A 21,363-nucleotide genomic window follows, 5' to 3' on the forward strand; every position below is an offset into this window, starting at 1 on the left:
AGCACGAGTTCGGGTCCGCGATCAAAGGTTTGCTGCTCGATGAGCATTATTAATGTTATGTGGGCAGGCGGTTCGCCATTCGCTTCGGTGCATAAGGTCCATCGCCAGATACTTTCACAAATCGACCCGGCGATGCCTGTCAGGACATGGCTCTTGCAGGGCTCGGAATCTGCATGCCTGGAGGGCGTGGGTCCGGCGCGTGAATGGAACCTGACCTCGGCGAAACTCAAGGGGCGGCACTTCTGGCGCCTGTTCAGGCCCTGGATGCACAGCCGTTTTCGCCAGGCGCTGCTCGACAGCGCTGCCCAAGTGGTCCTGCTCGACGGCCTCGGTGTGGCTCGTACCCTGTTGCCAGTATTGAAGGACATGCCGCACATCCATGTGGTGGTGATATTCCACGGTGCGACACGGCTCAATGCCGTGGGCCGGGATCTGCTGCGCGGCTTTGCGCCCTCGCGCCTGGCCCTGGCTGCGGTGTCGCAGACATTGGCGGCATCGCTGCAGGAAGCGCTGGGGTTGCCGGTCACTGCGTTGCGCAGTGCATTCGATCCGGCTGGATTCCAGACCTGCCTCCTGCCACGTGAAGAGGCTCGTGCCCGGATGCACTTGCCTTTGGCGGGCCCCCGCATATTCGGCGCCGTGGGGCGGCTGGTGGACAAGAAGGGCTTCGCCAGTTTGCTCGATGCCTTTGCCCTGGCGGCTGTCGCGCAGCCTGACTGGCGCTTGGTGATCGTCGGCGAAGGGCCTGCACGGGAAGCACTGCAGGCGCGCATCGACCAGCCGGACCTGGTCGACAAGGTATTGCTAGCGGGGCATCTGGAAGACGTGGCGAAGCTCTATAGAGCGTTCGACTGGGTGCTGGTCCCCTCCTTTGAAGAGGGCCTTGGCCTGATTCTCCAGGAGGCGATCCTGGCCGGCGTTCCGGTGCTGGCCAGTGACCTGGCGGTGTTCCGCGAACAGCTGGCCGATGCCGGTTGGTATGCGCCTGCCGGCGATGAGAGTGCCTGGGGCGAGGCGATCACGCGGGCTTCAGAGGCTTCGGCCGAAGCCGTCGCGGCGGCGCAATACCAGGCATTGGCGCCTGACGAGGCATGGGCGGGTTTCTGCCGGACCGCCCGGGAATTGATCTCAGGCAGGCAGTAGGGCGTTTTCCAGCGCTTGCATCGGAAAGCTCCCGTTCAGGTTTTCCCGCGCAATATAACGAGCGAAATGCTGCAAGTTGCGGCGCGCCAGATAGCGCGGCAATGGCGAGCGCAGGAAGCGCATGTCGGCGACATCGATCAGCCCCAGGGTGTTTTCCGGAGTGACGACGATATTGCCCAAGTGCAACGAACGAAAATAGACACCACGGGCGTGGAGGCTGCGGATCAGTTCGATCAGGTCCGGAAGGCGCTGTTGCCAGCTGAAGCTCTCCTGATTCGACAATTGGCGCAGGGTTTTTCCCGGAAGCGGCCGATACAGTACGGCGGTCATGCCGGGCTTTTGCAGTTTGTAGTAGGCAAGCACTTCGAGAGTCGGTACGCCGAGTTCTTGCAAGCGGGCCGCGTTTTTGATGAATCGCGTCGAATAGGGCCTGAACAGGGCCGACGAAAATAGCCGCTTGCGGCGAAACAGTTTGAGGATGTTTCCATCCTGCAACAGATAGACTTTTGGGCCGTAGCTGTCGGCCTCCAGAATGCTGGCGCCTTCAATCAATTGATTCAAAGCGGCTTGGGGAAGCCGTGAGGATTGCATCGTAGGGAAACCTTGTTGAAAGAACCGGTGCCGTGGCGGGCCATGATGCCCAAAAGTTTTTGTTTTAACCATGCCGGTTTGGCTGGTACATCGATTAGGAGCTTTGGATGCAAGCAACACGTTGGGCGCAGGTATGGATGGCCTTTGGCTTGTCATGGTTTTTGCTGGCGATCGCACTGGCACCCGCCAACAAGGTTTATCAACAAGGAATGATCGCATTCGTCTGGTTGCCCGCGATCCTGTTCGCCTGGCCCGCGCGGCACAGGCTGGTGGAGTTATGGCGCGCCCAGCGCTTGATCTACACGGCGTTGCTGGCATTGATGGCGTGGGCATTGATCACCCTGTTCTGGGCCGAGTCGCCGGAGCCCGTGCGCGAAGCCAAGCGGTTGTTGTACATCCTGATATTCCTGATGTTCTTCCCGATTTTCGCTGACGGTCGACCTGAGCGGGTGATCCGTATCATGCAGTGGGGCGGTGTTGGGCTAGCCCTGACGGCCTTGATGGCAATGATTCATTTCTATGGGATCGAGAACCAGCGCTGGGTGGCGCGTCTCGAGGGGCTGGGCGAGTTGTCCCATCCGATCCTGGGTGGCTACGTGATTGGCCTCGCGGCGATCTGGATGCTGCATTGGGTGCCGCGTCGTATCGGGCTGCAAGCTGTTTGTGCCGTGGCCTTGGCTCTGCTGGGCTTGTTCGTGGTCATGAGCCAGAGTCGCGGCGCGGCCCTGGCCTTGTTGCTCAGCGTACTGGCCATGCCGCTTTACTGCCGGGACTCGCGTACTCGTTTGATTGCCGCCGCGGCGCTGGTGCTGGCGATGGTGACTTTCTGGTTGCTGGAACCCTTGGTGATGGCCCGCGGAGCTTCCTATCGTCCGGAAATTTTTGCGTCCAGCCTGCAGATTATTTCCGAGCATCCCTGGGGTGGTCTGGGATTGGCAGGCGACTACCGGGTTCCTGTCGGTGGCCGTTTGTTCGACCACTCGCATAACCTGTTCACCCACGTTGCCATTCAGTTGGGCCTGCCCGGAATGTTGATATGGTGCGTGGTCTGGTTCGCGGTGCTGCGCGAGGCCTGGCGTGCCCGTGACACCCTGCTGGGCCGAGGCGTGCTGGGCATGTGGGTGTTTTCGTTCCTGGCGATGCAGTTCGACGCGGCGAGCCTGACGGGCACCCCGCGCGCCGAGTGGTTCATCACTTGGCTGCCGGTCGGCATGGCCAGCCTTTTGACCTGGGCGCGGGCCAATCCCGATGGCTGTGATAAAATCCCGCGCTCTTCCTAACCAGTGAGCTCGACGATGAGTGACGCACCGCCTAAAGCGGAACAGGATTCCAGCCTGAAAATCTATTTCCGGCTGCTGGGATACGTCAAACCCTACTTGGGCATTTTCCTGCTGAGTATCGTGGGCTTCGTGATATTTGCGTCCACCCAGCCCATGCTGGCCGGGATACTCAAATATTTTGTCGACGGGTTGAGCAATCCCGATGCGGTACTGTTTCCCAGCGTGCCGTATCTCAAGGATTTGAAACTGCTGATGGCCGTGCCGCTGCTGATCATCCTGATCGCTGCCTGGCAGGGCCTGGGGTCGTTCCTGGGCAACTATTACCTGGCCAAGGTCTCGCTGGGGCTGGTGCATGATCTGCGGGTCGAGTTGTTCAACAAGCTGCTGGTCCTGCCCAACCGCTATTTCGACACCCACAATTCCGGTCATCTGATTTCCCGGATCACCTTCAACGTGACCATGGTCACCGGTGCTGCCACGGACGCCATCAAGGTGGTGATTCGCGAAGGCCTCACCGTGGTGTTCCTCTTCGCTTACCTTGTGTGGATGAACTGGAAACTGACCTTGGTGATGCTGGCGATCCTGCCATTGATTGCAGTGATGGTCAGCAGCACCAGCAAGAAATTCCGCAAGCAAAGCAAAAAGATCCAGGTGGCCATGGGCGACGTGACCCACGTCGCCTCCGAGACCATCCAGGGTTATCGGGTGGTGCGCAGCTTCGGTGGCGAGGCCTATGAAGAACAGCGTTTTGCCTGCGCCAGCCAAGGCAATACCGACAAACAACTGCGCATGACCCGCACCGGCGCGGTCTACACGCCGATGCTGCAATTGGTGATTTACACCGCCATGGCCGCGCTGATGTTCCTGGTACTGTTCCTGCGCGGTGACGCGACAGCGGGCGATCTGGTGGCCTACATCACCGCGGCGGGCCTGCTGCCCAAGCCGATTCGCCAACTCTCGGAAGTCAGCTCCACGATCCAGAAGGGCGTGGCGGGCGCCGAAAGCATCTTCGAGCAACTGGACGTCGAGCCCGAAGTGGATAAAGGCACGGTCGAGCAGGAGCGCGTGAGCGGCCGTCTCGATGTGCGCAACCTGAGCTTTACCTACCCTGGCGCCGATCGGGAAGTGCTCAAGGACATCAGCTTCACCGCTGACCCTGGGCAGATGATCGCCCTGGTAGGGCGGTCGGGCAGCGGCAAGTCGACCCTGGCCAGCCTGATCCCGCGTTTCTATCACCACGAAGTCGGTCAGATCCTGCTCGATGACGTGGAAATCGAAGATTATCGACTGCGCAACCTGCGCCGGCATGTGGCCCAGGTGACCCAGCACGTCACGTTGTTCAACGATACGGTGGCCAACAATATCGCCTACGGCGACCTGGCCGGCGCGCCGCGGGCCGACATCGAAAAAGCCGCCCAGGACGCCTATGCGATGGACTTCATCGCGCAGCTTCCCCACGGCCTGGACACCGAGGTCGGCGAAAACGGCGTGCTGTTGTCCGGTGGCCAGCGCCAACGGCTGGCGATTGCCCGGGCATTGTTGAAAAACGCGCCGCTGTTGATCCTCGATGAGGCCACCTCGGCACTGGACACCGAGTCCGAGCGGCATATCCAGGCCGCGCTGGACCAAGTCATGAAAGGCCGTACGACCCTGGTCATTGCGCATCGGCTGTCGACCATCGAAAAGGCCGACATGATCCTGGTCATGGACCAGGGGCGCATCGTCGAACGCGGCACCCATGGCGAACTGCTCGCGCAAAATGGCTATTACGCGCGTCTTCATGCCATGGGCCTGGATGTTCCCACCCAGGACATCGCCTGAATACGAGGCCAAGGCTATGCTCTGGTGCACGACGACGATGGAATGCTCGACATGGATGAGACAACAAGGGCATCAAAGCGACAATCGCAGGCTCAGCCGGGCGCGCTGACACTTTCGCCCTCGGACCGGGCGGCCATCAAGTTCCAGCGGCCTCGCTGTTTCTGGTTGACCGGGCTGTCGGGGGCTGGAAAGTCGACCTTGGCCAATGCCCTGGAAGTTCGCCTTCACCAGCAAGGCCTGCATACCGCTTTGCTGGACGGCGACAACCTGCGCAGGGGGCTTTGCAGTGACCTTGGAATGGATGCCGGCTCCCGAAAGGAAAACGTGCGGCGAATAGCCGAAGTGGCGCGCTTGATGGTCGAAGCAGGGCTGATTGTCATCGTCGCGGCGATTTCGCCGTTTCGGGCCGATCGAGACGCGGCACGACGGCTCTTTTCCCATAATGACTTCATCGAAGTCTACGTCAGTACGCCGTTCGACGTGTGTGCCGAGCGCGACCCCAAGGGGCTGTACCGCGAAGCCCTCGCCGGGCGGATCAAGCATTTCACCGGTCTCGATAGTCCTTACGAGGCGCCGCTGGCGGCCGAATGCGAAATCGATACCAGCGAGATGGAGCTGGCCCAGGCCTGCGCACAGATGATGGCATTGCTGTGTGAAAACAATGAAAGCGCGGCTTGATACTTCCGGTCACCGCCATGGACGAGCCTCCCCCAACCCTGTGCTAATATCGCGCCCCTGTTCATTTTGTATGTGGGATGTTCCATGAAGTTGTCCATGCCGCGATTCGATCAAGCCCCTGTATTGGTGGTCGGCGATGTCATGCTCGACCGCTATTGGCATGGCGGTACATCACGGATTTCCCCCGAGGCGCCGGTACCGGTGGTCAGGGTCGAGCACATCGAGGACCGTCCCGGCGGTGCCGCCAACGTTGCCCTGAACATCGCCGCCCTCGGCGCCCCGGCTTCCCTGGTCGGCGTGACCGGTGACGATGAAGCGGCAGAGAGCCTGGCCAACAGCCTGGAAGGCGCTGGCGTGCGGGCGATCTTCCAGCGCATCGCGCACCAGCCGACCATCGTCAAGCTGCGGGTCATCAGTCGTCACCAGCAACTGCTGCGCATCGACTTCGAAGAACCGTTCGCCACCGACCCGCTGTCCCTGGGCGCCGAGGTCGACAACCTGCTCGACGGTATCAAGGTCCTGGTGTTGTCGGACTACGGCAAGGGCGCGTTGAAGAACCATCAAGTGCTGATCCAGGCTGCCCGTGCCCGCGGTATTCCCGTGCTGGCCGACCCCAAGGGCAAGGATTTTTCCATCTACCGTGGCGCGAGCCTGATTACCCCTAACCTCAGCGAGTTCGAAGCCATCGTCGGTGGTTGCGCCGATGAGCACGAACTGGTGAGCAAGGGCGCACAGCTGATGCACGACCTGGATCTTGGGGCGTTGCTGGTTACCCGCGGCGAGCACGGCATGACCCTGCTGCGTCCCGATCATCCGGCCCTGCACCTTCCGGCCCGTGCCCGCGAAGTATTTGACGTGACGGGCGCCGGTGACACGGTGATCTCCACCCTGGCCGCGGCGATTGCCGCCGGCGAGGAACTGCCCCACGCGGTTGCCCTGGCGAACCTGGCGGCGGGCATTGTCGTCGGCAAGCTGGGTACGGCGGCGATCAGCGCCCCGGAACTGCGGCGCGCGATCCAGCGCGAAGAGGGATCGGAGCGCGGTGTGCTGGGGCTGGAGCAACTATTGCTGGCTGTCGATGACGCGCGCGCCCATAAAGAGAAAATCGTTTTCACCAACGGTTGTTTCGACATCCTCCATGCTGGCCATGTGACCTACCTCGAGCAGGCCCGGGCCCAGGGTGATCGCTTGATCGTCGCGGTCAATGACGATGCTTCCGTGAGCCGCTTGAAAGGGCCGGGCCGGCCGATCAACAGCGTCGACCGCCGCATGGCGGTCCTGGCCGGCCTTGGCGCGGTGGATTGGGTGATCAGCTTCAGCGAAGGCACGCCGGAAAATCTGTTGCGCCAGGTCAAGCCGGATGTGCTGGTCAAGGGCGGCGACTACGGGATCGACCAGGTCGTGGGTGCCGACATCGTTTCCGCCTATGGGGGCACGGTGAAGGTGCTGGGGCTGGTGGAAAACAGCTCGACGACGGCGATTGTGGAAAAGATCCGCAATAACTGATTTATCTGACAAAGCGCAGCACTTGTGGATGCGAGCACGCTCGCTCCCACAAGGGTTCGTTGTCCGGTCAGAAAAATCGTCGTCAGGCCTAACGAGCCACCTTGCTCGGGACGATTTTCTTGAGCAGTTGCCGCGCCTTGCCCTTGAGCCGGGTCAGCCCGGACTCCTTGCCCGGTGGCGTCAGCCCTTGCTGGCGTAACCAGTCCTTCCAGCGAATCCGCTCGTCACGCACCAGCCAACCGTCCTGCCGGGCGAAGCTCTCCGCCAGGTATAAGCCGCGGGTGCTGGCCGCAAGCAGCTGATCTTTCTTCAATGTATACAGTTCGGGCAGCGGTTGTCCGTCCTGCAGCGGCATCAGGTAAAGATCGGGTCGCTTGCGGTCCAGGCGCGCCACCAATTGGTCGCCCTCCAGACGCTCATCGACATGAAACAGGCTCAGTGACTTGGCTTCCTTAGGCACGTCCAGGCGCAAGTCATAAATCAATTGCAGGGAGGCCGTCGGCAGATGCACGTAGGCCCGTGGTCGTTCGATCAGTTGCAGATTGGCGCAGCGCACCGGTCGGGCCGAGCCGGACAGCGGAGCCAGGCGAAACGGCAAGGCTTCGCGATAATGCAGTGCGCTCGAATAAGGCGCCGGGAGCCAAGTGTCGTTGAAGCGTCCGCCGAGCCAACCTTCCGGTGTTTCCAAAAGGCATTCTTCGGCTATTTCGTTGATGGCGGTAAGCAGCGGCAGGTTCAGCTCATGGGCCGGGACATAGCCGGAGATCAGCTTGAGCACCACGTCGCCGCGATCCTGGCGACGCTGACGCACCAATACCCAATACTCGCGGTTCTGCCAGTGCAGGGTCAGGCGCACCGAGACGCCCAGGTTCGCAAGCTCCACGGAGAAACGCTCGGCATCGTCCACAGCCACGGGACGCCGCCGCTGCAAGGTCTGGGCAAAATTGAGCGGCATTCCCACGCTCTGGTAAGTCAGGCCTTCGGGAGTCGCTTCGACGGAAAGGGGCAGAGTCTTGAAGTTACTTGGATTTTTTCTGATGAGCGTACGCGGCATGTCGGCTCCTTCCTTAAGGCCGCGTAGGGCGGCGTCAGTTTCTGCGTAGGACCTTGGCTACGGTCGCAGCGTTGTGGGCGAGGTGCAGCGGATTGATGGTGCCGACAATAGCACTGGCAACCCCGGGATGCTCAAACAACAGTTCAAAGCTGGCGCGAACCGGGTCCTCACCGGGGCTCAGGCAGGCATGACCGCTGGCCAGGGCTTTTTTCACCAGGATCGCCTTGCCGTGCTCCGCCGCGTACTCAATGACCGCCTTTTCGCTTCGTTCGTTCAGATTGTAGGTGACCATCGCGCAATCACCTTGCTCCAGAGCTTTCAAGCCACCGTCGACGGTCTTGCCAGAGAATCCGAAGCCGCCGATCTTGCCCTCGCGCTTGAGCGCCGCCAGGGTCGGGTACACCTCGCTGTCGTCGAGGATCGCCAGGTCATTGCCGTCCGAATGCACCAGTACCAGGTCGATGTAGTCCGTTTCCAGGCGCTGGAGGCTGCGCTCCACCGAGAGCCGCGTATGAGCAGCGCTGAAGTCATGACGGGACTGGCCATCGCTGAATTCCTCGCCGACTTTGCTGACGATCACCCAGTCGTGACGCTGGCCGCGCAACAGCGGCCCGAGGCGTTCCTCGCTGCGGCCATAGGCAGGCGCGGTGTCGATCAGGTTGATGCCCAGGTCGCGCGCCAGCTTGAGCAGCATGCGCGCTTCGGTGTCATCCGGAATCTGGAAACCGCTGGGGTACTTGACGCCCTGGTCGCGGCCCAGCTTGACCGTGCCCAGGCCCAGGGGCGAAACCAACGGGCCGTTTTTGCCCAGCGGGCGACGCAGATCGTGGAGTGTCGGCTGGCTCATGGCAGCAGTTGCTCCCAGGCGGGAACGCCCATGGGCGGCTTGGGCAGGTCCGGCAGCGGGGTGGTATGGCTGGGCTGGATACCATCGCGTTGCAGCGCGGCGATCACCCGGTCGGAGAAGTCCGGGGCCAAGGCGAGCTTGGTCGGCCAGCCCACCAGCAGGCGACCCTGCTCGGCGACAAAGGCGTTATCCGGGCGGGTCAGGCCCGATTGCAGCGGCTCGGCGCGGGCGACCCGCAACGTGGCCCATTGTGCGGTGCTCAGGTCGATCCACGGCAGCAACTGGCCGAGCTCTTTCTGGGCGACGGCGATCTGCGCAGCGGGCTCGCGGGCGACGGCATCCCCCTCGGCAAGATCGCCTCCCAGATACCAGACCCATTGGCCATCGGCGGCCGGATGGGTGGTCACAGTCACCCGGGGCTTCGGCCCGCCACCCAGGCAATGGGCGTAAAGCGGCTTGAGGCTGGGGCCCTTCGCCAGGACCATGTGCAACGGCCGGGTCTGCATGGCCGGCTGGTCGAGGCCCAGGGCGCGGAGCAGGTCGGCGGTGCCGCCGCCGGCACTGAGGACGATGCGCTGGGCGCGGATTTCGCGACCGTCGACCTTCAGTCCGACAAGTTGGCCTTCCTCGTGCAACGGTTCGACCTGCTGCCCGGCCAGCAGGCTGTCGCCGGCCAGGTCTGCCAGGCGCGCGATCAGGCTGGGAACATCCACCACCAACTCGGCCAGGCGGTAGACTTTGCCTTTGAAACGCTTGTCTTGCAGGGCTGGCGGCAGTTGGTCGCCCTTGACCTGGTCGACGCGCCCGCGCACGGCCTTGCTGGCGAAAAAGCTCGTAAGGTTGCCGGCCAGGGTGCCTGGGGACCAGAGGTAATGGGCGTCGGACAACATGCGTACCCCCGACAGGTCCAGCTCACCGTCGCCCTTGAGGGCCTCGCGCCAACGGCGCGGCATGTCGGCAATGGCTTCCGAGGCGCCAGTCAGGGCTCCGTGCAACGCATACTTGGCGCCGCCATGGATGATGCCCTGGGATTTGACGCTCTGCCCGCCGCCAAGGCTGGCGCTTTCCACCAGCACGGTTGAAAACCCCTGGCGGCGCAAGCGCGCATTCAGCCAGAGGCCGGCGACTCCGGCGCCGACAATGAGGACGTCGGTGGAAATAACGGATGGCATGCAGCGACCTCGGAGGAAATTAAGCGGCAAGTTTCAAGCTTCGAGCTGCAAGTTACAAGCGAGAGGGTATCGCTTGTGCTTGCAGCTTGAGGCTTGGAGCTGCGCTGCTTCAATGTCCTGCAGTCTTGGAAAACAACTGGATCACCACCACCCCCAACACAATCAACGCCATCCCCAGCATCGCCGGCACGTCCAGTTTCTGCCCATAGATAAACAGCGCCGCGACGCTGACCATCACGATCCCCAAGCCGGCCCAGACCGCGTAGGCCACCCCCACTGGAACGGTGCGCACCACCAGCGTCAGCATCCAGAACGCAGTGCCATAGCCGGCGATGACCAACAACAAGGGCAGGGGCGTGCTCAAGCCCTTGATCGCTTTCATCGATACGGTGGCGATCACTTCGGCGCAGATGGCGATGGCGAGGTAGTAATAGGCGTTCATGAGCGATTCCTCTCGGGTCGTTGCGTCGTTCGATGGGCCCATTCTAGGGAATGGCCAAATGGGGTAAAGTCATTACCTATCTGCGATAGAGATAGGTTGAGCGATGAATGTTCAATGGAACCTGGAGCAATTGCGACTGTTCGTCGGTGTCGCCGAGAAGCGGTCGTTTTCCGCGGTGGCCCGGGATCAGCGCAAGGCACAGTCGGCTGTCAGCAGTGCGATTGCCATGCTGGAAGAGGACCTGGGGGTGAGCCTGTTCGAGCGCAGCAGTGGTCGCCAGCCCAAACTCACCGATGCGGGCGTGGCGCTGCTTGAGGAGGCCCGGGAAGTGTTACGCCAATGCGAACGCCTCAACGGCCGGGCCTTGGCCCTGATGCGCGGGCAGGAGGCATCGCTACGCCTGGCCCAGGACGAGGCCATGCCCTATCAGCCCGTTATCGACAGCCTGGCGGCGCTGGCCGAACGGTTTCCCACCCTAGAAGTGCAACTGGCCAGCGCCGCCCAGGGCGATGTGGCGCGCAAGCTGGTGGAGCGTCGCGCCGATCTCGGGTTGTTGTTTTATCACGATCAGATTCCCGAGGCGCTGGAGCGCCGGGTATTGGGTAGCGTCGAGATGGTCACGGTGTGCGGCCGGGGGCATCCCTTGGCGAGCCATGATTACGTGACCTGCCTGGAGATGGCCCGGCACCGGCAATTGCTGATGGCGACCCAATCCAGCGTCTATCCCGGCAGCGAGCAGGCCAGCCCGCAAGTCTGGCGGGCCGACAGCTTCTACGTGCTGGCCGAGTGGTTGAGAAGTGGGCTGGGCTGGGCCTGGCTGCCGCGGCACGTCGTGCAGTACCCGGCGTACCTGGGGGACATGGTCGAGCTCAACAGTGAATGGACCCCGCCGGCCCTGGTGGTGGAGCTGGTCTGGCGCCGCGACGAACCCCTGGGCCCGGCGGCCCGTTGGCTGGCGGAACGTTTTGCCGTGCAGTTGCAGGCGCTCGGCTGAAAAACCGATAAACTCCGCCGCCATGAACAGAACTCTCTATAGCGCATTGTTTTATCTGGGGCTGCCACTGGTGGCGATTCGGCTGTGGCTGCGGGCTCGCAAGGCACCGGCGTATGCGCGGCGTATCGGCGAGCGTTTCTCGTGGGGCTTGCCGACGATGGCGCCGGGCGGCATCTGGGTCCACGCGGTGTCAGTGGGCGAGAGCATTGCCGCTGCGCCGATGATTCGCGCGTTGTTGCAACGCTACCCACCACTGCCGATCACGGTGACGTGCATGACGCCCACCGGTTCGGAGCGGATCAAGGCGTTGTTCGCCGATGAGCCGCGCATCCAGCATTGCTACCTGCCTTATGACCTGCCGTGCGCGGCCAAGCGTTTTCTCGACCAGGTCCGGCCGAAACTGGCGGTGATCATGGAAACCGAACTGTGGCCCAACCACATCCATCAATGCGCCCTGCGCGGTATCCCCGTGGCGTTGGCCAACGCGCGGCTGTCGGAGCGCTCGGCGCGCGGCTATGCCCGTTTTCCCAAGCTGACCCGGCCGATGCTTGCTGAGATGGGCCTGTTTGCCGTGCAGACCGAAGCCGAGGCAGAGCGCTTTCGTCAACTCGGTGCCAGGGCGGAAACCGTTGAAGTGACCGGCTCCATCAAGTTCGACCTGACCATCGACCCGCAACTGCTGGAAAGCGCCAGTGCCTTGCGCCGTCAATGGCAAGCGGTGGAGCGACCGGTGTGGATCGCCGCCAGTACCCATGAGGGTGAGGACGAAGTGGTGCTGGCCGCCCATCGTCGGTTGCTCGACAGCTACCCGGATGCGTTGCTGATTTTGGTGCCGCGTCATCCGGAACGGTTCGATGCGGTGGCGCAACTGTGCGAGCGTGAGGGCTTCGCCACGGTCCGGCGCTCCAGTGCCCGACCGGTCGACGCACAAACTTCGGTGCTGCTGGGCGACACCATGGGTGAACTGTTGTTTCTCTATGCCTTGGCTGACAGTGCGTTTGTCGGCGGCAGTCTGGTACCCAACGGCGGGCACAACCTGCTGGAGCCGGCGGCGCTGGCAAAACCGGTGCTCAGTGGGCCGCACCTGTTCAACTTCCTCGAAATTGCCGCCCAACTGCGCGCGGCCGGAGCCTTGGCGGAAGTGGAAGATGCCCACGGCCTGGCCCTGGCCGTGCAGCGTCTGTTCGAACTGCCCCGGGATGCCCAGCGCATGGCCGAGTCGGGGTTGGCGGTGATGCGTCGCAACCAGGGCGCGTTGCAGCGGTTGTTGGATGGGTTGGGGCGCTTGCTCGACTGAGCTCTGTGGCGAGGGAGCAAGCTCCCTCGCCACAGGGGATTTGTCGCAGCTGTGCTACTGCGCCGGCCGCGAGCGCAACTGTTGTGCCGCCGCTTGTGCCAGGTCTGGCGGCAGGAAGTCCTTGTCCGGGTTGTAGTCGGGCTTGAGGTAGCGGGACAGGGCTTGCAGGTCTTCCGGGCTCAAGGTCCCGGCGGCTTGCTTGAGGCGCAGGTTGTCCAGGATGTAGTCATAGCGGGCGTTGTTGTAGTCGCGCACCGAGGTGTACAGCTGGCGCTGGGCGTCGAGTACATCGACGATGTTGCGAGTGCCCACCTGGTAGCCGATCTCCGTGGCGTCCACCGCGCTCTGGTTCGAGATGATCGACTGGCGCCGGGCCTGGACCTGCTCCACATCGGTGTTCACCGCGCGATGCAGGTTGCGGGTGTTTTCCACCACCTGCCGGCGCAGGCCTTCGCGCTGCTGCTCGGTCTGGGTGAGTTGCGAGTAGGACTCGCGAACCTGGGAGCTGGTCAGCCCGCCGCTGTAGATCGGAATGCTCAATTGCAGGCCAATGGTGCGTTGCTCGGCGTCGCCACCGTAGCGCTGGCCGGTGGGGCTTGGGTTGGTGAAGCCGAGGCCGTCGTTGTCACCTTTGCGGTACTGGGCAATTGCATCGAGGGTCGGCGCGTGGCCGGCCTTGCGCTGGCGAACGGTGTCCTCGGCGGCATCGACGGCATAGTTGCTGGCCAGCAGGTTGAGGTTCTGCCTGGCGGCGGTGTCGACCCAGGCCTTGGCGTCGTTGGGCGCCGGCGGCAGGATCGGCAGGGTATGAACGACGCCCTGGATCGAATTGTACTGGCGGTTGGTCAGGGTGATCAGCGCCTCGAAGGCATCTTCGACCTGACGCTGGGCGATGATCCGATTGGCCCGGGCGGTGTCGTAGCTGGCCTGGGATTGCAGCACGTCGGTCTTGTCCGACAGGCCGACGTCGAAACGTTCGTTGGACTGGTCGAGCTGCCGCTTGAACGCGGCTTCCTCGGCCTTGGTCGAGGCCAGGTTGTCCTGGCTGCGCAGCACGTTGAAATAGGCTTCAGCGCTTTGCAGGATCAGGTTCTGCTCGGTAGCGGACAGCTGCAGCGATGCTTGCTCATTGACCGATTTGGCCGCTTGCAGCTGGAACCAGCGGTCGGCGCGGAAGATCGGCTGCGACAAGGTGGCCTGGTAAACCGTTGAGCTGCGGTTGGCGGTCATCGCCGGTTGGTCGAGCTCGGTACGGGTGTTGTTCAGGTCGGCGCCGGCCGAGAGGTTGGGCAGCAGCCCGGCGCGGGCCTGGGGCACCACTTCCTTCTGAGCACCATACTGGGCACGAGCGGCGGCCAGGTCGGCGTTGTTGTCCACCGCCTCCTGGTACACGCTGACCAGATCGGTCTTGGTGGATAAAGGCGCTTCGGCGGCCCAGGCCATTCCATTGGACGCACAAGACACGGCCAGGGCCAGTGAGAGTTTGCGCAGCATGAGGCGATCCCTTACGTTCAAATTGAATGCGCATAACAGGCGCGCGGCGTAGCGAGTGTAGTTGTGCGTACGCACGGCAACAATCCTGTATTTGCGCCATTCATCACGGCTTTTGCCCAGGCGATGGCGTTCTGCGCCGGTTGTGTCTAGACTGGCCGGGTTCTTGTCGGGGTGCCTTGCTATGAGGCTGAGATCGAATAATTTCGGATCCCGTTGAACCTGATCAGGTTAGCGCCTGCGTAGGGAACAAGATTTCTCGTCACCCGGCGAGTCCTCTTGTGCTTCGTCCGGGATGTTGTTCGACAATCGATTTCCGATTTTCGAACAGGCTCGAGCAGCAAGCACAGCGTCCGCACTGTCGTGCAGGGGCGCGTCCATTCGTTACAGGTTCGCTCCGACAAAAATCCACTGCCTGGATGTGTGTCTGGAGAGCCCGTGATGACGACAAAATCAAAAAACGCGACCAACCTCAGTGAATCGGCCCAGGTCGATCAGCAATCGGTTCAGCCCTTTACCCGCTCGCAAAAAATCTACGTCCAGGGCAGCCGCCCGGATATCCGCGTGCCCATGCGCGAAATCAGCCTCGACGTGACCCCCACCGACTTCGGCGGCGAAATCAACGCGCCGGTAGTGGTCTACGACACCTCGGGCCCCTACACCGACCCGAATGTGGTTATCGACGTGCGCAAAGGCCTGGCCGACGTGCGTTCGCCCTGGATCGAAGCCCGTGGCGACACCGAGCGCCTGGCGGGCCTGAGTTCCAACTTCGGCCAGGAGCGCCTGGCCGACCCCGAGCTGACCCAACTGCGCTTCGCCCACGTGAACAACCCGCGTCGCGCCAAGCCGGGCGCCAACGTCAGCCAGATGCACTATGCGCGCAAAGGCATCATCACCGCCGAGATGGAATACGTCGCCATCCGCGAGAACATGAAGCTGGAAGTGGCCCGCGCCGCCGGCCTGCTTGACCAGCAACACGCCGGCCACAGCTTCGGCGCCAGCGTGCCGAAAGTCATTACCCCGGAGTTCGTGCGGGACGAAATCGCCCGTGGTCGCGCGATCATCCCAGCCAACATCAACCACACTGAACTGGAACCGATGATCATCGGCCGTAACTTCCTGGTGAAGATCAACGGCAACATCGGCAACAGTGCCCTGGGTTCGTCCATCGAAGAAGAAGTGGCGAAGCTGACCTGGGGCATCCGCTGGGGTTCGGACACGGTCATGGACCTGTCCACCGGCAAGCACATCCATGAAACCCGCGAATGGATCATCCGCAATTCGCCCGTGCCCATCGGCACCGTGCCGATCTACCAGGCCCTGGAAAAGGTCGGCGGCGTGGCCGAAGACCTGACCTGGGAACTGTTCCGCGACACGCTGATCGAGCAAGCCGAGCAGGGTGTCGACTACTTCACCATCCACGCGGGCGTGTTGCTGCGCTATGTGCCGATGACCGCCAAGCGCGTCACCGGTATCGTCAGCCGTGGCGGTTCGATCATGGCCAAGTGGTGCCTGGCGCACCACAAGGAAAACTTCCTCTACACCCATTTCGAAGACATCTGTGAAATCATGAAGGCCTACGACGTCAGCTTCTCGCTGGGCGATGGCCTGCGTCCGGGCTCGATTGCCGACGCCAACGATGAAGCGCAGTTCGGCGAGCTGGAAACCCTTGGCGAGCTGACCAAGATCGCCTGGAAGCACGACGTGCAGTGCATGATCGAAGGCCCCGGCCATGTGCCGATGCAGTTGATCAAAGAGAACATGGACAAGCAGCTCGAGTGCTGCGACGAGGCGCCGTTCTACACCCTCGGCCCGCTGACCACCGACATCGCGCCGGGCTACGACCACATCACGTCCGGTATCGGTGCGGCGATGATCGGCTGGTTCGGTTGCGCCATGCTTTGCTACGTCACGCCGAAGGAGCACCTCGGCTTGCCGAACAAGGATGACGTGAAGACCGGGATCATCACGTACAAGATCGCCGCCCACGCCGCCGACCTTGCCAAGGGCCACCCGGGCGCGCAGATCCGCGACAACGCCTTGAGCAAGGCGCGTTTCGAGTTCCGCTGGGAAGACCAGTTCAACCTCGGCCTGGACCCGGACACCGCCCGTTCGTACCACGATGAAACCCTGCCGAAGGACTCGGCCAAGGTGGCGCATTTCTGCTCGATGTGCGGGCCGAAATTCTGCTCGATGAAAATCACCCAGGAAGTGCGTGAGTACGCGGCGAACCAGCGCATTGAAGCGGTGGACGTCGAAGTCGCCCAGGGGATGGCCGAGCAGGCGGAGCGGTTCAAGCAGGAAGGTAGTCAGCTTTACAAGAAAGTGTGATTTGAGCTGGGGGCGGTGGTGACTTTACTGCCGCCTTCGCGAGCAGGCTCGCTCCCACAGTGGAACTCGGTCGTTCACAAAACTTGTGTTCACCGCAGGTCCATTGTGGGAGCGAGCCTGCTCGCGAAAGCCATCACCAGAACAACAAAATATCCCTCTGAGATAACAATCCTTGAACATCCAACCCAGCACCTACTCCCCAGACGCCGCCGTGCCTTTGGACAAACGCGTCTTCGGCGCTCGCGATCTGTTTTCTTTGTGGTTCTCTCTCGGCATCGGCCTGATGGTCTTGCAGGTCGGCGCCCTGCTCGCGCCGGGCCTGGGCCTGAGCGGTTCGTTGCTGGCGATTTTCCTCGGCACGCTGGTGGGCGTCCTGCTGCTGGCGGCGGTCGGGGTGATCGGCAGCGACACTGGCCTGTCGGCCATGGCCGCGCTCAAGCTCAGCCTTGGCGGCAAGGGCGCGAGCGTGCCGGCGGTATTGAACCTGCTGCAGCTGATCGGTTGGGGGTCGTTCGAAATCATCGTCATGCGCGACGCCGCCAGCCTGCTCGGTGCCCGGGCCTTCAGCGAAGGCAGCCTGGGCTCCAACCCACTGCTGTGGACGCTGTTCTTCGGCGCCCTGGCGACCCTGCTTGCCGTCAGCGGGCCGCTGACCTTTGTGCGTAAGGTCCTGCGTAAATGGGGCATCTGGCTGCTGTTGGCCGCGTGCATCTGGCTGACTTGGAACCTGTTCGCCAAGGCTGACCTGGCGGCACTCTGGGCCCAGGCGGGCGACGGCTCGATGCCGCTGGCGGTGGGGTTCGACATCGCCATTGCGATGCCGCTGTCTTGGTTGCCGCTGATCGCCGACTACTCACGCTTCGGCAAACGCGCCAAGAATGTCTTCGGCGGTACGGCCGTGGGCTTCTTCATCGGTAACTTCTGGCTGATGAGCCTGGGCGTCGCCTACACTCTGGCATTCGCGCCGAGCGGCGAAGTCAACGCATTGCTGCTGGCCCTGGCCGGCGCCGGACTGGGCATCCCACTGCTGCTGATTCTGTTGGACGAGTCGGAAAACGCCTTCGCCGACATCCACTCGGCGGCGGTGTCCAGCGGCATGCTGTCAGGGTTGAAAGTCGAGCACCTGGCCTTGGCGATTGGCGTCATCTGCACCTTGATCGCCTGCTTCGCGCCGTTGGCGCAGTATCAGAACTTCCTGTTGCTGATCGGCTCGGTGTTCGCGCCGCTGTTCGGCGTGGTGCTGGTGGACCACTTCATCCTGCGCAAGCGCAGCAGCCAAGTGGTGTCAGCCGCGTTGCGCTGGCCGGCCCTGTTGGCCTGGTTGGGTGGGGTGAGCACTTATCACCTGCTGGCCACCTTCTACCCGGACATCGGTGCAACCCTGCCATCGTTGATCCTGGCAGGGTTGCTGCAACTGTTGCTGGGCCGGGCCTTCAGCTACGGCCGGGAAACAGCTCGGGCTTGAGGATGCCGTTGAGGCGTGGGTAGGCGATCTTCAATTCGATGTGGCCCAGGGCGTACGGCGCGATGGTGCTCACTTCGTACTTGAGGATCACCCCGCCGTAGGTCAGCGCGATGTGTGGGGTTTTCTGAAAGGACCACTGTTTCAGAAACTCGGGTTCCTGATCCAGCTTGGTACTGATCAGCCAGCTGTTGTGAGCCACTTGCGCGGCTTTCCAAAAGGCTTCCTCCTGGCCCGGCAGCAGCATGTCCGACAGCGTCAGCACTTTGTGCTGCTGGCGCGAATAGTTGATGAAACCGCGACCCGGCGTGCCATGGGCGCCGCCAGTGTCCAGATAGCTGGACAATTCGATAATCACCAAGCCGTCATGCTGCTCGCGTACCTTGGCCTGCAAATAGCTGCTGTTGCGCGGTGCGGCGCTGCGCAGGAACTGCTCGCGATAGGCGGCCAGCGTCGGAGCCGCAGGGGCGTCCGGGCTGGTGCGGGTCATTTGCAACAGGCGTTTTTCGATGATGCCGTCCAGGGCCGGCTCGGCGGGAAAGCGCAGGGTGTCGATGTTCACCAGCGGGCAGTCGGCACTGGCGCAACCGGGCTGCAATTGCTCCGACGCATCGCGAGTCGTCTCCAGGGGCGCTCGGTAATTGGGTTGGAAGAGGCTTTGGCAAGCACCCAGGGTCAGGGCGATGGCGGCCAGGGAAGCGATTCTAAAAAGCGACATGGGCGTCCTTCGTGGAACAGGGAAAGGCAAAAAGTTACCCGCTTCGACTGTCGGCAGGGCAATCAGTTCGCCACTAAGCTCATTAGAGTAATTTTAAAGGCAGCCGTCTATCCCGATGACCGGAAAGGGGCTGCATCAAACGGTACGGGCGCGTTAGGATGGCGCGAAGCCGAGGTTGGAACCTCGTACTGGATCACCGCACACGAGGATTGTCATGACTGATTTCGCCAACGCCACACCGAGCGCCGTGGAGATCGTCAAGCGCGAAAATTGCTTCAAGGGTTTCTACAAACTTGATCGCGTGCACCTGCGCCACGAATTGTTCGCCGGTGGCATGAGCCGCGAAATCAGCCGCGAGCTGTTCGTTCGCCATGACGCGGTGTGCGTGCTGCCCTACGACCCACAGCGCGATGAGGTGGTGCTTATCGAACAGTTCCGCGTCGGTGCCATGGGCAAGACTGCCAATCCCTGGCTGGTGGAACTGGTGGCCGGCCTGATCGACAAGGACGAGCAGCCGGAAGAAGTTGCTCATCGTGAGGCGCAGGAGGAAGCTGGGCTTGTCTTCGCCGCGCTCTGGCCGATGACTCAATATTTCCCATCGCCGGGCGGCAGTGACGAGTACGTGCATCTTTTTTTGGGGCGTTGCGACAGCTCGGGGGCGGGCGGCCTGCATGGCCTGCTGGAAGAGGCTGAAGATATCCGCGTGAAGGCCTGGGCTTTTGAAGATGCCCTTCAAGCGGTGCGCGACGGGCGAATTTGCAACGCGGCCAGCATCATTGCCTTGCAATGGCTGGCCTTGAACCGTGATGAAGTGAGGGGGCTATGGTCCTGAACAAGTTGCGCGATCGTTATCGCGTCGATCTGGTGGGGTTGCAGGCCGCCTGCGAGGCCAACTACGCCCGCCTGATGCGCTTGTTGCCGGACATGCGCAACGATCCGGCACCGCGCCGCATCGCCGTAACCCACGGCGACCAGATGCTGGGTGTATTGGCCCTGGAGGTGCTGCAAACCTGTCCTTACACCACCACTTTGCAGGTGCGCCAGGAACACAGCTTGCCCTGGCTGCCGGTGCCTCAGTTGGAAGTGCAGGTCTATCACGATGCGCGCATGGCCGAAGTCGTCAGCGCCGAACATGCACGACGCTTTCGCGGCATCTATCCTTATCCCAATGCGTCGATGCACCAGCCAGATGAAAAAGCCCAGTTGAACCTGTTCCTGGGGGAATGGCTGAGTCATTGCCTGGCGCTGGGCCACGAGTTCGAAGTCGTACGGTAGTTGTGAACCGGTTCCGGTTCGCGGGTTTCCCCTTTCGATCATCCCCCAGCATAATTGCCGCTTCATGCAACGGCGTGATTGCGCCTGGGAGAGAGCGATTTGCCGAGCGTATCCAGCTTGACCACGGCCGATGCGGTGCTGTTGGTCCAACTGTCTGACAGCCATTTGTTCGCCGATGCCGATGCATCGTTGCTGGGCATGAACACCCGTGACAGCTTGCGGTCGGTCATCGATTTGGTGCTCAAGCAACAGCCGGCCATCGACCTGATGCTCGCCACCGGCGACCTGTCCCAGGACGGCACGTTGCAATCCTACGAGTCGTTTCGACAACTGACAGCGCGTATCGATGCGCCGACGCGGTGGATTCCCGGCAACCATGATGAGCCGCAAGTGATGCTTGAGGCGGCGGTCAGGAGTACGTTGCTCGATCCGGTGGTGGACATCGGAAACTGGCGGGTAACGATGCTCGATTCCGCCGTGCCAGGTTCGGTGCCGGGTTTCTTGGCCGAGGAGCAATTGATTCTGTTGGCCAATGCCTTGAGCGAAGCGCCGGAGCGGCATCATCTGGTGTGTCTGCACCACCATCCGGTGTCGATTGGGTGCGCGTGGATGGAACCGATCGGGTTGCGTAATCCCGAGGCTTTGTTTGCGGTACTGGATCGCTTTCCCCAGGTGCGAGCGGTGTTGTGGGGGCATGTGCATCAGGAGATTGACGAGGTGCGCGAGGGGGTTCGTTTGTTGGCTTCTCCTTCGACCTGTATTCAATTCGAACCGGGCAGCGAGGATTTTGCGGTGGGCTCGCAGGCGCCGGGGTATCGGTGGTTGCGGCTATTGCCGGATGGGCGGTTGGAGACGGGGGTAGAGCGGGTGGTTGGGTTTGCTTTCACTCCGGACTATGGCTCCAACGGATATTGAGGACGAGGCGGCCTGACAGCCTGCCCATTTCTCACTGCTGTACTCCGATCCAATTGTGGGAGCGAGCCTGCTCGCGATGGCGGCTTGACGGAGTACATATCCATTTCTGCGGTAATGGCGACTTGGGTTCCGCCCTTACGGCGGCTCACTTTTTTTCAAACGCCAAAAAAAGTAAGCAAAAAAGGCTTGGCCCCACCACTCGGTGCCTCGCCAAGGCTCGGCATGCCCTCACTCCGGCATTGCTCCGTGGGCCCGCCGCGAAGGACCATCCATGGTCCAGCGCGGCTATCCCGGCATCCATGCCGGGATGCCCACTCCACAATGCCTGCGTTCGGCCATCGTGGTT

Annotated in this window: 19 protein-coding genes and 1 riboswitch; of the genes, 12 read left to right on the plus strand and 7 right to left on the minus strand. The window is 62.2% G+C overall.

From position 1 onward, the window contains the following. Positions 1–39: 39 nt before the first annotated feature. Positions 40–1,143 carry a glycosyltransferase gene (locus J3P90_RS02460; RefSeq protein ID WP_434649137.1) on the plus strand — a complete coding sequence of 368 codons (1,104 nt, stop codon included), beginning with the start codon at positions 40–42 and terminating at the stop codon, positions 1,141–1,143. Here J3P90_RS02460 and J3P90_RS02465 read toward each other — a convergent pair. Further along, a complete protein-coding gene (locus J3P90_RS02465; RefSeq protein ID WP_434611677.1) occupies positions 1,129–1,734 on the minus strand; it encodes a toluene tolerance protein in 606 nt (201 codons plus the stop codon). The two genes, J3P90_RS02460 and J3P90_RS02465, sit on opposite strands and share 15 nt — an antisense overlap. 107 nt (positions 1,735–1,841) lie before the next feature. Between J3P90_RS02465 and J3P90_RS02470 the strand changes: the two genes are divergently transcribed. The 4 genes from J3P90_RS02470 (at position 1,842) to hldE (ending at position 7,019) form a co-directional block, all read left to right on the plus strand. Then, positions 1,842–3,014: an O-antigen ligase family protein gene (locus tag J3P90_RS02470; protein ID WP_420766156.1), complete on the plus strand. Its 1,173-nt coding sequence runs from the start codon at positions 1,842–1,844 to the stop codon at positions 3,012–3,014. A 15-nt stretch (positions 3,015–3,029) separates the two neighbouring features. Further along, on the plus strand, positions 3,030–4,835 hold the full coding sequence (gene msbA, locus J3P90_RS02475) for a lipid A export permease/ATP-binding protein MsbA (protein WP_434675781.1): 1,806 nt from the start codon (positions 3,030–3,032) through the stop codon (positions 4,833–4,835). Positions 4,836–4,886: 51 nt separating this feature from the next. Continuing rightward, positions 4,887–5,513, plus strand: a complete 627-nt coding sequence (gene cysC, locus J3P90_RS02480; RefSeq protein ID WP_434649134.1) for an adenylyl-sulfate kinase — start codon at positions 4,887–4,889, stop codon at positions 5,511–5,513. An 84-nt stretch (positions 5,514–5,597) separates the two neighbouring features. Beyond that, the gene (hldE, locus tag J3P90_RS02485; RefSeq protein WP_420766159.1) at positions 5,598–7,019 is read left to right on the plus strand and encodes a bifunctional D-glycero-beta-D-manno-heptose-7-phosphate kinase/D-glycero-beta-D-manno-heptose 1-phosphate adenylyltransferase HldE; all 1,422 of its coding nucleotides are present in this window, start codon (positions 5,598–5,600) and stop codon (positions 7,017–7,019) included. An 88-nt stretch (positions 7,020–7,107) separates the two neighbouring features. Here the strand turns inward: hldE and J3P90_RS02490 are convergent, their stop codons facing one another. From J3P90_RS02490 to J3P90_RS02505, 4 genes are all read right to left on the minus strand, one after another. After that, complete coding sequence (locus J3P90_RS02490; protein WP_420766160.1) at positions 7,108–8,073, minus strand: metal ABC transporter ATPase; 966 nt, start codon at positions 8,071–8,073, stop codon at positions 7,108–7,110. Between the two features lie 34 nt (positions 8,074–8,107). Then, positions 8,108–8,920, minus strand: a complete 813-nt coding sequence (locus tag J3P90_RS02495) for an aldo/keto reductase (RefSeq protein WP_434675782.1) — start codon at positions 8,918–8,920, stop codon at positions 8,108–8,110. Next, the gene (locus J3P90_RS02500; RefSeq protein WP_434608116.1) at positions 8,917–10,092 is read right to left on the minus strand and encodes an NAD(P)/FAD-dependent oxidoreductase; all 1,176 of its coding nucleotides are present in this window, start codon (positions 10,090–10,092) and stop codon (positions 8,917–8,919) included. The genes J3P90_RS02495 and J3P90_RS02500 overlap by 4 nt, the downstream gene beginning before the upstream one ends. Positions 10,093–10,201: 109 nt before the next feature. Then, positions 10,202–10,534, minus strand: a complete 333-nt coding sequence (locus tag J3P90_RS02505; RefSeq protein WP_109752132.1) for a DMT family transporter — start codon at positions 10,532–10,534, stop codon at positions 10,202–10,204. A gap of 103 nt (positions 10,535–10,637) precedes the next feature. Here J3P90_RS02505 and J3P90_RS02510 point away from each other — a divergent pair, with 103 nt between their 5' ends. After that, on the plus strand, positions 10,638–11,528 hold the full coding sequence (locus tag J3P90_RS02510; protein ID WP_434675783.1) for a LysR family transcriptional regulator: 891 nt from the start codon (positions 10,638–10,640) through the stop codon (positions 11,526–11,528). Between the two features lie 22 nt (positions 11,529–11,550). After that, positions 11,551–12,825, plus strand: coding sequence for a lipid IV(A) 3-deoxy-D-manno-octulosonic acid transferase (gene waaA, locus J3P90_RS02515; RefSeq protein WP_434675784.1), 1,275 nt, complete (start codon positions 11,551–11,553; stop codon positions 12,823–12,825). 54 nt (positions 12,826–12,879) lie between these two features. Here waaA and J3P90_RS02520 read toward each other — a convergent pair whose 3' ends face one another. Beyond that, positions 12,880–14,319: a TolC family outer membrane protein gene (locus tag J3P90_RS02520; protein ID WP_434564157.1), complete on the minus strand. Its 1,440-nt coding sequence runs from the start codon at positions 14,317–14,319 to the stop codon at positions 12,880–12,882. 157 nt (positions 14,320–14,476) lie between these two features. After that, positions 14,477–14,582: riboswitch (TPP riboswitch) on the plus strand. Between the two features lie 175 nt (positions 14,583–14,757). Between J3P90_RS02520 and thiC the strand changes: the two genes are divergently transcribed. Both thiC and cytX read left to right on the plus strand, forming a co-directional pair. After that, positions 14,758–16,647: a phosphomethylpyrimidine synthase ThiC gene (thiC, locus tag J3P90_RS02525; RefSeq protein ID WP_420766165.1), complete on the plus strand. Its 1,890-nt coding sequence runs from the start codon at positions 14,758–14,760 to the stop codon at positions 16,645–16,647. 172 nt (positions 16,648–16,819) lie between these two features. After that, entirely contained in the window at positions 16,820–18,112 is a 1,293-nt protein-coding gene (gene cytX / locus J3P90_RS02530; RefSeq protein ID WP_434675785.1) for a putative hydroxymethylpyrimidine transporter CytX, read from the plus strand. Here cytX and J3P90_RS02535 read toward each other — a convergent pair. After that, positions 18,081–18,827, minus strand: coding sequence for a DUF3298 domain-containing protein (locus tag J3P90_RS02535; RefSeq protein ID WP_420766167.1), 747 nt, complete (start codon positions 18,825–18,827; stop codon positions 18,081–18,083). The genes cytX and J3P90_RS02535 overlap by 32 nt on opposite strands. Before the next feature lie 214 nt (positions 18,828–19,041). Here J3P90_RS02535 and J3P90_RS02540 point away from each other — a divergent pair, with 214 nt between their 5' ends. From J3P90_RS02540 to cpdA, 3 genes are all read left to right on the plus strand, one after another. Continuing rightward, positions 19,042–19,659 carry an NUDIX domain-containing protein gene (locus J3P90_RS02540; RefSeq protein WP_420766168.1) on the plus strand — a complete coding sequence of 206 codons (618 nt, stop codon included), beginning with the start codon at positions 19,042–19,044 and terminating at the stop codon, positions 19,657–19,659. After that, positions 19,650–20,102 (plus strand): DUF1249 domain-containing protein, encoded by a 453-nt coding sequence (locus J3P90_RS02545; RefSeq protein ID WP_003186471.1) that lies wholly within the window; start codon positions 19,650–19,652, stop codon positions 20,100–20,102. The genes J3P90_RS02540 and J3P90_RS02545 overlap by 10 nt, the downstream gene beginning before the upstream one ends. Before the next feature lie 99 nt (positions 20,103–20,201). Beyond that, positions 20,202–21,017, plus strand: coding sequence for a 3',5'-cyclic-AMP phosphodiesterase (gene cpdA / locus J3P90_RS02550; protein WP_434560984.1), 816 nt, complete (start codon positions 20,202–20,204; stop codon positions 21,015–21,017). The last annotated feature ends 346 nt before the right edge of the window (positions 21,018–21,363 follow it).

This window comes from Pseudomonas sp. D3-10, from assembly GCF_051132175.1.
GTDB lineage: Bacteria > Pseudomonadota > Gammaproteobacteria > Pseudomonadales > Pseudomonadaceae > Aquipseudomonas.

Bases quoted from the DNA above. Each gene is read 5' to 3' on its own strand.
- J3P90_RS02460 (WP_434649137.1), top strand. From the start codon at position 40: ATGAGCATTATTAATGTTATGTGGGCAGGCGGTTCGCCATTCGCTTCG.
- J3P90_RS02465 (WP_434611677.1), bottom strand. From the start codon at position 1,734: ATGCAATCCTCACGGCTTCCCCAAGCCGCTTTGAATCAATTGATTGAA.
- J3P90_RS02470 (WP_420766156.1), top strand. From the start codon at position 1,842: ATGCAAGCAACACGTTGGGCGCAGGTATGGATGGCCTTTGGCTTGTCA.
- msbA (WP_434675781.1), top strand. From the start codon at position 3,030: ATGAGTGACGCACCGCCTAAAGCGGAACAGGATTCCAGCCTGAAAATC.
- cysC (WP_434649134.1), top strand. From the start codon at position 4,887: ATGGATGAGACAACAAGGGCATCAAAGCGACAATCGCAGGCTCAGCCG.
- hldE (WP_420766159.1), top strand. From the start codon at position 5,598: ATGAAGTTGTCCATGCCGCGATTCGATCAAGCCCCTGTATTGGTGGTC.
- J3P90_RS02490 (WP_420766160.1), bottom strand. From the start codon at position 8,073: ATGCCGCGTACGCTCATCAGAAAAAATCCAAGTAACTTCAAGACTCTG.
- J3P90_RS02495 (WP_434675782.1), bottom strand. From the start codon at position 8,920: ATGAGCCAGCCGACACTCCACGATCTGCGTCGCCCGCTGGGCAAAAAC.
- J3P90_RS02500 (WP_434608116.1), bottom strand. From the start codon at position 10,092: ATGCCATCCGTTATTTCCACCGACGTCCTCATTGTCGGCGCCGGAGTC.
- J3P90_RS02505 (WP_109752132.1), bottom strand. From the start codon at position 10,534: ATGAACGCCTATTACTACCTCGCCATCGCCATCTGCGCCGAAGTGATC.
- J3P90_RS02510 (WP_434675783.1), top strand. From the start codon at position 10,638: ATGAATGTTCAATGGAACCTGGAGCAATTGCGACTGTTCGTCGGTGTC.
- waaA (WP_434675784.1), top strand. From the start codon at position 11,551: ATGAACAGAACTCTCTATAGCGCATTGTTTTATCTGGGGCTGCCACTG.
- J3P90_RS02520 (WP_434564157.1), bottom strand. From the start codon at position 14,319: ATGCTGCGCAAACTCTCACTGGCCCTGGCCGTGTCTTGTGCGTCCAAT.
- thiC (WP_420766165.1), top strand. From the start codon at position 14,758: ATGACGACAAAATCAAAAAACGCGACCAACCTCAGTGAATCGGCCCAG.
- J3P90_RS02535 (WP_420766167.1), bottom strand. From the start codon at position 18,827: ATGTCGCTTTTTAGAATCGCTTCCCTGGCCGCCATCGCCCTGACCCTG.
- J3P90_RS02540 (WP_420766168.1), top strand. From the start codon at position 19,042: ATGACTGATTTCGCCAACGCCACACCGAGCGCCGTGGAGATCGTCAAG.
- J3P90_RS02545 (WP_003186471.1), top strand. From the start codon at position 19,650: ATGGTCCTGAACAAGTTGCGCGATCGTTATCGCGTCGATCTGGTGGGG.